Origin of the sequence: Thermoflavimicrobium daqui (genome assembly GCF_003313465.1) — a bacterium.
Taxonomy (GTDB): Bacteria; Bacillota; Bacilli; order Thermoactinomycetales; family Thermoactinomycetaceae; genus Thermoflavimicrobium; species Thermoflavimicrobium daqui.
In genome coordinates this window covers 34,243-46,012 of sequence record NZ_KZ845671.1, presented here as the reverse complement: position 1 = coordinate 46,012, position 11,770 = coordinate 34,243, and the positions used below count along the sequence as shown (strand labels likewise).

At 39.4% G+C, this 11,770-nt stretch carries 7 protein-coding genes and 2 pseudogenes; 2 read left to right on the top strand and 7 right to left on the bottom strand.

Annotated features, from left to right (window positions below; all coding sequences use genetic code 11):
• Positions 1–338 precede the first annotated feature (338 nt).
• The 3 genes and pseudogenes from DL897_RS14035 to cotE form a co-directional block, all read right to left on the bottom strand.
• Positions 339–440, bottom strand: a pseudogene (locus DL897_RS14035) (MutS N-terminal domain-containing protein); the annotation flags it as partial.
• A gap of 76 nt (positions 441–516) precedes the next feature.
• The gene (locus tag DL897_RS14030; protein WP_113659770.1) at positions 517–1,908 is read right to left on the bottom strand and encodes a putative amidoligase domain-containing protein; all 1,392 of its coding nucleotides are present in this window, start codon (positions 1,906–1,908) and stop codon (positions 517–519) included.
• 115 nt (positions 1,909–2,023) lie between these two features.
• Positions 2,024–2,599 (bottom strand): outer spore coat protein CotE, encoded by a 576-nt coding sequence (gene cotE, locus DL897_RS14025; protein WP_113659769.1) that lies wholly within the window; start codon positions 2,597–2,599, stop codon positions 2,024–2,026.
• 255 nt (positions 2,600–2,854) lie between these two features.
• On the opposite strand from cotE, the gene DL897_RS14020 reads away from it, so the two are divergent.
• Together DL897_RS14020 and DL897_RS14015 are read left to right on the top strand one after the other, a co-directional pair.
• A complete protein-coding gene (locus DL897_RS14020; RefSeq protein ID WP_113659768.1) occupies positions 2,855–3,607 on the top strand; it encodes an SDR family NAD(P)-dependent oxidoreductase in 753 nt (250 codons plus the stop codon).
• A gap of 72 nt (positions 3,608–3,679) precedes the next feature.
• Positions 3,680–4,328: pseudogene (locus tag DL897_RS14015) on the top strand (SDR family NAD(P)-dependent oxidoreductase); the annotation flags it as partial.
• Positions 4,329–4,528: 200 nt separating this feature from the next.
• Here the strand turns inward: DL897_RS14015 and DL897_RS14010 are convergent.
• The 4 genes from DL897_RS14010 to DL897_RS13995 form a co-directional block, all read right to left on the bottom strand.
• The gene (locus DL897_RS14010; RefSeq protein ID WP_113659767.1) at positions 4,529–4,957 is read right to left on the bottom strand and encodes a YlbF/YmcA family competence regulator; all 429 of its coding nucleotides are present in this window, start codon (positions 4,955–4,957) and stop codon (positions 4,529–4,531) included.
• Positions 4,957–6,435 carry a tRNA (N6-isopentenyl adenosine(37)-C2)-methylthiotransferase MiaB gene (gene miaB / locus DL897_RS14005; protein ID WP_113659766.1) on the bottom strand — a complete coding sequence of 493 codons (1,479 nt, stop codon included), beginning with the start codon at positions 6,433–6,435 and terminating at the stop codon, positions 4,957–4,959. The genes DL897_RS14010 and miaB overlap by 1 nt, the downstream gene beginning before the upstream one ends.
• Before the next feature lie 290 nt (positions 6,436–6,725).
• Positions 6,726–8,147: an alanine/glycine:cation symporter family protein gene (locus DL897_RS14000; protein WP_113659851.1), complete on the bottom strand. Its 1,422-nt coding sequence runs from the start codon at positions 8,145–8,147 to the stop codon at positions 6,726–6,728.
• Between the two features lie 254 nt (positions 8,148–8,401).
• On the bottom strand, positions 8,402–11,746 hold the full coding sequence (locus DL897_RS13995) for a tetratricopeptide repeat protein (RefSeq protein WP_113659765.1): 3,345 nt from the start codon (positions 11,744–11,746) through the stop codon (positions 8,402–8,404).
• Positions 11,747–11,770 lie beyond the last annotated feature (24 nt).

The following is an 11,770-nucleotide window of genomic DNA, read 5'->3' as shown; positions in this document are numbered from 1 at the left end:
TCTCTGATTGAGATTGTGTAGTCCCAAGACGCTCCAATAGCTGTCATGTTTTTATACAGCTATCTTAGGACTATATGACGTTTCTAGCTACCTTTCGTCATAGACTACGCTCAGTCCACTTAGGCTAACCTTCAAGCAGTTTAGCTTTCATCCTTGTTCACAGCATTTCGTCTCGCCATTCAGTCGTGGCGTGATAGCTCGCCAACTTATGACTTTACCAACATGCTACACTCCCCTTTAGGTTTCCCTGCCGGATAAGTTGGTTGACGATAGGTATGATGCGTCTTGTACCTACTGCTTTGCCAAAGCAGATTCTCTAAGAGCCCTTACGGGCGCACAAACATCTCGTAAAAGTCACCTAAACGAAAAAATAAAAAGGCATCGGAGTATTGTGCCTTAATCGACAAGTATTGTTGTATCATCGGAGTATATTTAGCCAATTTCTCTTGCCTCCGTATTCAAATTAAATTCAACTTATTTTAACATGGTCATAAATCATGGAACAAGTAAGCCTATTTACGATTTTTTCAAAGTAAACGGAGGTACTCTCCAATATCTTCTTATATCCCTTGTTTCACTCCAAGAATTACCGGAGACAATAAAGCGATAAAATCCATCTAAAAATTTTTTATATCGTTCATAGTTATCGAGACGCTCCAGATCAGCCCATAAAACCTCAAACCATTTTCGTAAGGTTTCTTTTTCTCCAGCATAATACGCTTTTTGGACTTCTGGATCACTTAGCGGATCTAGTTGTAATTGATCATAATGAGCTGCAATCAGTTTTGCTAGTGCAAATACACCTTTGGTTAGTGTTGGTGAAACCAACCAGCTCGGTAAAGTGCGATATTCAAAACCTCCATGTTCTTGGAAACGAAAGTCTCCCAAAAAACCATATTGAGGCCTTCTCTTTCTACTACTTTGCGTATCTTCTACTATTACAAAAGGTAAAGCTAAGTAGTTATCAAAAGCTCTAAGCATTTTAAAATTGGGTTGAATTCCGCTAAAGTGGATATGCCCTCCTAGCGGAAACCCTTGATATGGCATCGAACCTGCTAACCATTTGGATGAAATATGTTCCATTTTTTTGGCTGCATAATATAAACTTTGGTAAATCCGTACTACCAATACCTGCGGGTCTGTCGAGGGACTAGGACGAATCTCCGCTACTGGCTTATTTGAACGATTTTGCCCAATCCAAATGGCATCATATCCGACTTTCCCATTCCTCGGAAAATAGCGAGAGGCAATCAGTAAGTTTCCTTTTTTTGATAACATGACAAATTCCGGATCAGCTCCAAGTACAATCCGATCGATTAAAGTGGTAGGCGTTGCAATTAATTTGGTATACTCCCCTACAGCTCGAATATAAGCTGCTTCCATCTCATCATTTAATTGAGGATGGGGAATCACTTTCATGATTCCAAGATGTCTTCCTGCCCCTACACCACAAATAACGACTCCATAGTCTAAGCCGAGGGCATAGATCGCACGAATCGCCAGCATCTGTACTTTTTTTACTTCCTTACTGGAATCATGTGTAGGTACACGTTGGTAACTTAGACGACGTGGTTTCTTTATAGATGGTGTCCATACACTTTGTTGTTTGGAGCGATATATCGTAATCACATGTGTTTGAAACACACAAAGAATATATTCCCTTAATGTACGTGTATGCTTATATAAAGAGACACCATGAAGCTCAAGCAATTCATCCCTTTGCTTCACATCTCGCAAACGATCAACGTGTTCTGGTTGGTTTAAGATAAGCATCGACTTAGAGACAAGGCTAAGCTCTGGAGCCTCTAATTGAATGGTTGATGCTAATCTTCGTTCTTTTGTAATAATGACTTCACGAAGCCTATCCTCATTATAAATCGGAATCGATGGTAGGGTGACGGCTCCCATTAAACCTTTCCCCTTTCTACCGTACCAACATGTTTCATTATTCTTCTGTTATGTTATGTTCTATATGGGAAAATGGTTAGCTAAAAGAAAAAAGAAGGCATTCGCCTTCTACTACCTAGTCATCCAAGTCATCAATAATCAAATCGGGATCGAGATCATCATAGGCTTCTTGTTCTTCTGGGGAGTATGACATCATCTCTTTGTCATCTGCTTCTGCATATTCTAATGGATAAACAGGAACACAAATTTTTGTTTCTCCTACCATCTCGACGACAAACTCTTTTTCTACACGAACAACTACTAAATCAGACTGTGCTGCGATGGATGCTTCCACACAATTAGGAGCTTGCGTAGCGGTTGCACTTACTTGAAGGGTAGCTTCTCGTGTATTACGGTCATAGTAGCCTAAGGGGACTTGCTCTACATAGTGTACAGTTTCTTTAACCACATCGGTTTTAGTATTCCCTTTAGTAGAATACCATATATTTATATCATAGCTACCACGAACTTCAACTACTTCCCCTATCTTATCACTTTCATACTTGTGGTTAATAATCCATGCCCCTAAAATGTTATAAATATTATCCGGCGGATGAATTGTATGGGTTGCCTGAGAAAATTTCCGACCTTTTCCACATACAGCCTTGGTAATAATCTGACGATAGTCGACACCTCTATCTCTATATGGCACGTTATTCCCTCCTCCAGTAATGGTTCAATAACAAATGTATGCAGGGCATTTGCCTTAGGTGCAAATACCCAGAAAAGTTTTTTAGAGGAAAAGAATAAAATCAGGAATTAGTAGATAATAACAGTAGCTTTATTACAGGGAAAACCACTTTCTTCCGAAGACATCAATCCCCTTTAAAGAAATATTCCTTCAAAAAAAGGGAACTTGTTTATTCATTTACAAATACAAAAGCTGATAAGGCATGGTGATCTTTTAATGAGACTTGAAAACAAAGTAGCGATCATAACAGGGGCGGGTACAGGAATCGGTAAAGAAACAGCATTATTATTTGCAAGAGAAGGAGCGAAAATCGTCATTACTGACATAAACGAAGACTCCGGCAATCAAGCGGTCAAAGACATTCAATCACATGGAGGAGAAGCGATCTTTATTCGTCTTGATGTGAGCAAAGAAGAAGATTGGAAAAAGGTTACGGAGAAAACGATTCATTCATTTGGAAAAGTAGATATCCTATTCAACAATGCTGGAATTTATATTATTAAACCACTTGCAGAGATTCAATTAGAAGAATGGAATCGTCTGATGTCAATTAATGTGACTGGTGTATTTTTAGGAATGAAACACATTATGCCTCTTATGGCTAAACAAAAAAAAGGGTCTGTTATTAATGCATCATCTATCGCTGGTTTAATGGGTGCACCTGGTCATGTTCTTTATGGGGCAAGCAAAGGGGCGGTACGGATCATGACAAAAGATGCAGCCATTGAATATGCACCAACTGGCGTTCGAGTTAATTCCATCCATCCAGGATATATCGATACTGGAATGGCAGAATATGCTTCTAAAGTTACGGGTAGTACAAAAGATGAATTAGGGAAGGAATTTCCTATGGGGCGTCTAGGCACTGTCAAAGATGTAGCGAATATGGTTCTTTTCTTAGCGTCAGACGAATCATCCTATACGACAGGTGCTGAGTTTGTGATCGATGGTGGCGCAACTGCACGTTAATGGCACTAATGTTTGCTCACTCTCAATAGAAATGGAGATAATTTACAATGAAATTAACCAAATAAAGTAGCAATTATAACTGGAGGAGCAAGTGGAATCGGTAAAGCAACCGTTCAATTATTTGTAGAAGCAGGAGCGAAAGTGGTCATCGCAGACTTTTCTGAACATGGACAAGAATTATCCAAACAATTGAATACAGATGGCTATGATACTTTATTTCTCAAAACAGATGTAACAAAAGAAGAAGAAGTCAAACATATGATCACAGAAACCGTTAAACAATATGGAAAACTGGATATTATGTTTGCAAACGTTGGAATTGCCAACGATAACGTTGCCCATGAGCTAACTTTTGAACAATGGAAACGAACTATAGATATCAATTTATCGGGGGTTTTTCTCTCCAATAAATATGCAATTGAACAAATGCTTAAACAAGGGAAGGGAGGAGTCATCGTTAACTCGGGGTCCATTCATAGTTATGCAGGGAAAAAAGGGGTAACAGCGTATTCCTCTGCTAAAGGGGGAGTGAAGCTATTAACACAAACATTAACTGTGACTTATGCAAAAGAAGGAATTCGTGTGAATGCTGTATGTCCTGGATATATTGATACGCCATTAATTGCGGGCGCGGATACCGAGATGAGGCAACATTTAATAAACCTTCATCCCCTCGGACGTCTTGGAAAACCCGAAGAAGTAAAAAGCTGTCTTATTTTTAGCTAGTGACGATGCTTCTTTCATCACAGGAACCAGCTTACTTATCGATGGCGGTTATACTGCACAATAATAATTGGTTCTTACTATATGAGACAGAGGATCAAACACTTTTGCTTTTGATATAAGGGAAATATGTCGACGAGCTTGATATTTCGTTCAAAAACTCCCAGTATCCATTTATAACAGATACTGGGAATCATTTTAACTACTTTTGCATCCACATGGACCTCCATGCCCACATCCACTTAGCACTTCGCCACCTGTTTCAACATGGATTTTTTTAGATACTGTATCAGCAACTACTTGCTGGATGGTTTGTAATAGCTCGTTGACATCCACTTGAGCTTGTTGATATTCCCGAACGATAGGCAAATTATCAAGGTCTTGTTGTAGTTGATCGAGTTCTTGTTCCAAACGCTTAAGGTGTTCCATCTTTTTGTAGTGCTTTGCGTGAACCCATTCTTTTTGTTTCTTTTTAATCGCATCGATCAAATCATGAACGGTCTCACTTTGGTTCACTTGCTGTTCAGCGAGCCGAAACCGTTGTACTTCTGCGTAATTTTGCAAGCGATCAGCAAATTGTCGAGCCAAATGAATGATTGGATGATCTGTCATTGTGGTTGGCATCATTACATCCCCACCTGCATCATTGGTTCTTCAACCCATTCACCATTTAATGTCCACGTTTGAGGTTCGGTAATTTTTACATATACCAATTGTCCAATCAAATGTTTAGGACCACGGAAGTTAACTAATTTATTGGTTCGAGTACGTCCAGAAAGAACTTCCGAGTTTTTCTTACTCTCTCCTTCAACTAAAACTTCAAGAACTTCCCCACGCAAAGCTTCATTCTTCCGACGTGCTATCTCATTGACTACCTCGTTTAACTGCTGTAATCGTTCTTTTTTCACTTCCATCGGAATATCATCTTTCATTTTTGCTGCTGGGGTTCCTTCTCGTGGAGAGTAAATAAACGTATAAGCTGAATCATATTCCACTTCTTTAACAAGAGTTAGTGTTTCTGCAAATTGCTCATCCGTTTCACCAGGGAAACCAACGATAATATCCGTTGTTAATACTACATCAGGGATCGCTTTTTTAATTTTTCTCACCAATTCAAGATATTGTTCACGCGTATACTTCCGTGCCATTAACTTGAGTACTTCAGAACTACCTGATTGCACAGGTAAATGAATATGCTCTACTAAATTACCACGTTTCGCTAAAACTTCAATTAAGTGATCATCGAAATCACGTGGATGGCTTGTGGTAAAACGAACACGTGGAATACCGATTTTATGCACATCATCCATTAAGTCCCCAAAGCGATAGTCGATATCCTTAAAATCTTTTCCATAAGCATTGACATTTTGACCGAGTAAGGTGACTTCTTGATATCCCTTACGTGCAAGTTCACGGATCTCATTTAGCACATCTTCAGGACGACGACTTCTCTCTTTCCCACGAGTATATGGCACAATACAGTAGGTACAGAATTTGTCACAACCATACATAATATTTACCCAAGCACGTAAACCATCACTACGCACTTTGGGTATATTTTCAACAACGTCTCCTTCTTTAGACCATACTTCGATGACCATCTCTTTACTATATAGAGCATTTTGTAACAGATAAGGTAGACGATGAATATTATGCGTACCAAATACTAAATCTACATGTTGATAACTTTTTAAAATACGGTTCACCACTGATTCTTCTTGAGACATACAACCACATACACCAAGAATTAAATCGGGTTTTTCAAGCTTTAGTTGCTTTAATCGACCAAGTGTACCAAACACTTTATCTTCTGCGTTTTCTCGAATAGCACAGGTATTGAGTAAAATAATGTCGGCTTCTTGCTCCTGATCTGTTGCTTCATAACCCATTTGCTCAAAAATCCCTGCAATTGTCTCACTATCGTGGACATTCATTTGACAACCATAAGTTTGAATCATGTAGCGTTTATTTTTTCCGACTTCACGCATGTCTTCAGGAATTTGTTCAAATTGTAGTACTTGAATATCTTCTTTGCCCCGTTTTTTGGCAGCTTTTAGATCGGGAGCCACAAAATATTGACTAAAATCCTTGGTTTTGGTAGCCATTGCTTTCACACCTTCCTACACTTGCAAATCTACGATCCATCTATTTTAATCACTTTACTTTCATAAAAAAATGCTTTCGTTGACCTATCCGATTTGTATTTAGTTTTTTTGATGGGAATGATCTATCAATTTCCTCGATCTTTTCTTATATATACATACTCTCTGCAATTTATAGATTATACATCAAATATCAATCTTTCGCAATGAAGAAGGTTAAAGGAATTACGGTAAATAATAAGGCTAAATTAATCATAAAAAACCAGATAGGAAATTCTCCTATCTGGCTCATTTTATCCTATATTTTCTTCTTTTTCATCTTTCCAGCATTCTACATTTTCTAATCCTTTAATCCGACTAGCATAAAATACAGGATCTTTACCTTGCTTTCTTTGTTCTAAATAATCTTTTAGTGCAGCAAAGGCAACTCTACCTAGCAGGGTGATCGCAATTAAGTTTGTAATTGCCATAAGAGCCATAAATAAATCGGCTAAATCCCAAACCAACTGGACTTTTGCCATTGATCCCCACAATACCATGACAATGACAGCGACTCGGTAGACAAAAAGCCAACCTTTACTTTCTTTAATAAATTCAATATTCGTTTCACCATAATAATAGTTCCCTATTAGTGAAGTGAACGCAAAGAACAGAATAGCAATGGTAACAAAACCAGGTGCCCATGCACCCATTTGTGTAGCCAAAGCATTTTGTGTTAATTGGATACCTTCTAATTTGCTATCCAATTGGTTACCAGAAAATAGAATAATCAATGCGGTTGCACTACATACTAACAATGTATCTGTAAAAACACTTAATGCTTGGATAAATCCTTGCTTTACTGGATGAGTCACTTCTGCTGTGGCTGCAGCATTTGGTGCACTTCCCATTCCTGCTTCATTAGAAAATAAACCTCTTTTTATACCTTGTAAAATAGCAGCTCCTACTCCTCCGCCAAATGCGGCTTCAAGTCCAAAAGCATTTTTAATGATTAATGTAAATACAGTCGGGATCTTATCATAATTCATAATGATGATATAAAGAGCAACGAGAATATAAGCAACTGCCATAAATGGAACAGTAAGTTCAGCCGCTTTCGCAATTCTTTTTACACCACCAAAGATAATCACCGCCAACAAAATAGTAATAGCGATCCCTACATAGACTCGATCAATATGAAAGGCAGTGTTAAATGCGAGGGTTAACGTATTTGCCTGAACGGAATTAAATACAAGTCCAAAACAAAAAGTAATTAAAATAGCAAAAATGATTCCCATCCAACGAGCATTTAATCCCTTTTGCATATAATAGGCAGGCCCACCACGATATACATCTTTATCTTTAACTTTATAAATTTGAGCTAGTGTGCTCTCTACAAAAGCAGAAGCACTTCCAAGAATAGCAATTAGCCACATCCAAAATACAGCACCAGGACCTCCTAGTGAAATAGCCATAGCAACCCCAGCTAAATTTCCTACCCCTACTCGTGATGCAGTACTAATACAAAATGCTTGAAATGAGGATACCCCTTTTTTACCTTTTACAGAGGCACCAATCCCATCTCCCATTAAGCGAATCATTTCACCTATATTCCGAATCTGTACAAACCGAGTGCGAAGTGTAAAATAAATTCCTAGTAAAACAAGTACATAGACTAATAGTTTCGACCAAAGAAAATCATTAAGCAGTGTGATTATTTTTTCTAAATGTTCTATAAACAATAAACTATCTCCTTTCTATTAAAATCGAACTATATTATAGTATATTATTAAAACATGTTATACTACTAAATAATAATTTCTATTTCTAATAAAATCCATGATGTAATAAAAAATAGAGAATTTAACTAAATAAATGTATATTTTTAAATATTATGACTATTTTTATACTCTTGTGATCCTGTTCCATTATAAAAAAGGTGTTCCTTCTTTTATCGTTTGGAAAGAAGAAACACCTTTTTCTTTTTTATTTAATGTACTTGTTTATTTGGCCAAGTAGCTCCGGCTTCAGCAGCTTTGCGAAGCCATTTTCCAGCTTCTTCAATATTTCGATCCATCCATTTTCCTTCAATTAATAATTCTCCCAATCGCTTCATCGCATCAACATCTCCGGCTTCAGCGGCTAAACGAAGCCATTTTACGCCTTCAACTGCATCTTGTTTTAAACCATCACCGTCAAGCAATCGATTTGCTAGTAAACTCATTGATGTTGGTTCACCTGCTTCAGCTGCTCGTCGAAGCCACATCTCCCCTTCAGATGGATTAAATTGAACTCTTTCACCTTCGAGTAGAAGGCTTCCTAACAGACCCATGGCTGCTGGATTATCGGCTTTAGCTGCTTTTTCTAACCATTCGATCCCCTTCTCGAAGTCTTCTTCTCTTTCTCCATCGAAAATTAGCGTGCTTCCTAACATCCGCATAGAAATAGAGTCACCTGCAGCTGATGCTCTTTCTAACCATTTGATTCCCTCTTCGAAATCCTTTTCTAATATTTCTCCTTCAATATACAAATTACCTAAAACCCGCATCGCGATTATATCTTCTTGTTCAGCCGCTTTATACAACCATGCTTCTCCTTCTTCGATATCTCGTGGTAGGTTTTCTCCTTCAATGAGATAAATCCCTAAGTTCCGCATCGCTTCTGAATCACCGATCTCTGCTACTCGACGGAGCCAACCTTCTCCTTCAACTAAGTCTTGTGAAAGGAAATTTCCTTGAATGAGAAGATTACCTAAAATCCGAGCAGCAACTACATCACCCACTTCCGTTGCCTGACGGAGCCATGTTTCTCCTTCTTCAAGATTTTGCTCCAATATATCACCTTCTAATAGCTCAATCCCTAAAATGCGCATGGCGATCGCTTCTCCTGATCCAGCTGCTTGTCGGAGCCATTTTTCTGCTTCGATCGTGTTCTGCTCTAAGCAATCTCCAACAAGGAAACGATAGCCCAATAAGCGCATCGCTACTGTCTCCCCCATTTTTGCTGCTTGATAGAGCCACTTTTTTCCTTCTTGAACATCTTGTCTGATGATATTGCCTTCAATAAGGAGATCACCTAACATTCCCATAGCGATTGGTTCACCTAGCTCAGCTGCTTTCTTGAGCCATGCTTTTCCTTCTTGGACATCTGGCTGAATCATATTTCCTGCAATAAGTTGATAGCCTAAAATGCGCATCGCAATCAAATCTTCTCGTTCAGCCGCTTTACGAAGCCATTTTTCTCCTGCTTCGATATCTTTCTCTAAATTATCACCTTCTAACAGGGTAATCCCTAAAATGCGCATCGCTACGGGCTCTCCAGCCTCAGCTGCTCGATTAATCCACTTTTCTCCTTCTTGAATGTTTTGTTCTATCCAATCTCCCTCTAATAACAGATTTCCCAACATTCCCATGGCAATCGGCTCACCCGCTTCGGCTGCTTGTCGAAGCCATTTTTCTCCTTCTTGCCGATTGATCTGTACTAAACTTCCTTCCATGAGCCGATAGCCTAAAATGCGCATGAATACAGGATCTTGAGTTTCAGCCGCTTTACGAAGCCATTTCTCTCCCTCTTCTAGGCTTTGTTCTACAATTTCTCCCTCTAAAAATAAATCGCTTAGGATAGACATGGCGATCGTTTCGCCTGCTTCGGCTGCTCTTTTAAGCCACTTTAAACCTTCTTCAATATCTTGCTCTAGTTTCTCCCCATGAACGAGATGATTACCCAACATCCCCATAGCGGTTGGTTCTTCGGCTTGTGCAGCTCGACGAAGCCATCTTTCTCCTTCTTCGACATTTTGCTCTAAATTTCTTCCATGTAATAGATCATTTCCCAACATGCGCATGGCAGTGACTTCTCCCAATAGTGCAGCCTGCCTTAGCCAACTTTCTCCTTGCGCTATATCTTGCTTTAAAATTTGCCCTTCAAGCAGAAGTTCTGCTAAAATGCGCATCGCAATAGGATCTCCAGCATCTGATGCAAAGCGGAACCATTTTTCTCCTTCTTCTATATTTTGATTTAAGACATCTCCTTCCATCAGCTCGATAGCTAGTAAGCGCATCGCTATGGGCTCTCCTGCTTCAGCTGCTCGACGAAGCCATAGCTCCCCTTCTACGATATTTTTTTCTAATCCATCTCCAGAAAGTAGTCGATAACCCAACATGCGCATCGCTACTGTTTCATGCGCTTCAGCTGCTTGTCGAAGCCATCTCTCACCATTTTCTCTGTCGGGTTTTAACAATTCTCCTTCAAGCAGAATATCTCCTAAAACACCCATTGCAATGACCTCTTCCGCTTCAGCTGCTTTACGGAACCATTTTTCTCCTTCTTCAATATCTTGGGATAAAACATCTCCGGTTAAAAGTCGATAGCCTAAGATCCTCATAGCTACAGACTCTCCGGCTTCAGCAGCTTGTCGAAGCCATCTCTCGCCTTCTTGAATATTTTGTACAAGTACTTCCCCTTCTAAGTAATAAATACCTAAAAGACGCATCGCAATGGGCTCTCCCATTTCAGCCGCACGCAAAAGGAACATTACTCCTGCTTCAATATCCTGGGTTACTACTTCGCCTTCTAACAATAAACTCCCTAAAATTCCGGCCGCAACAGGCTCACCAGCTTCAGCTGCACGACGAAGCCATTTCACTCCTTCTTCTACATCTTGTTCAAGGTGATCTCCTGCCAAAAGATGTCGACCCCGAATTCGCATCGCAATAGGCTCTCCTAATTCAGCTGCTAGACAAATCCACTTCATTCCTTCTTCGATATCTTGCTCAACAATTTCTCCTTCTAGAAGTAAAATAGCCAAAATTCGCATCGCAGCAGGTTCTTCCGCTTCGGCTGCCTTTCGAATCCATTTTATTCCTTCTTCCAGATTTCGGACAACACCATCCCCTTCGAGAAAACGATAACCTAAAATGCGCATGGATTGAGCATCACCGGCTTTTGCCGCTTTCCATAACCATTTCTCTCCTTCCACTAAATTTGGTTTCAAGAGATCTCCCTCAAAGAGTAAGCTTCCAAGCATTCCCATCGCCATAACATTTCCAGCTTCGGCTGAACTGCGAAGCCATTTTTCTCCCTCTTCAATGTTCTGTTCTAATCCATCTCCTTGCAAAAGCATCTGTCCTAGCAGTCCCATCGATATAGAATCACCTGTTTTTGCTGCTTTTTCAAGCCAGCTTGTCCCTGCTTTAATATCCTGTGGAAAACCATCTCCATCTATATATCGTAGTCCAACTATTCTCATCGCTTCGATATTTCCAGCTTCGGCTTCACGAAGGTATATTTTCATCTCTTCATTATTTTGTTGAGATTCTTTGTGATCCATGTTCATCAAACTCCATCTCCTTTATATGTA

Coding starts and splice junctions, on each gene's coding strand:
- DL897_RS14020 (WP_113659768.1), top strand. CDS start 2,855: ATGAGACTTGAAAACAAAGTAGCGATCATAACAGGGGCGGGTACAGGA.
- DL897_RS14030 (WP_113659770.1), bottom strand. CDS start 1,908: ATGGGAGCCGTCACCCTACCATCGATTCCGATTTATAATGAGGATAGG.
- DL897_RS13995 (WP_113659765.1), bottom strand. CDS start 11,746: ATGAACATGGATCACAAAGAATCTCAACAAAATAATGAAGAGATGAAA.
- miaB (WP_113659766.1), bottom strand. CDS start 6,435: ATGGCTACCAAAACCAAGGATTTTAGTCAATATTTTGTGGCTCCCGAT.
- DL897_RS14010 (WP_113659767.1), bottom strand. CDS start 4,957: ATGATGCCAACCACAATGACAGATCATCCAATCATTCATTTGGCTCGA.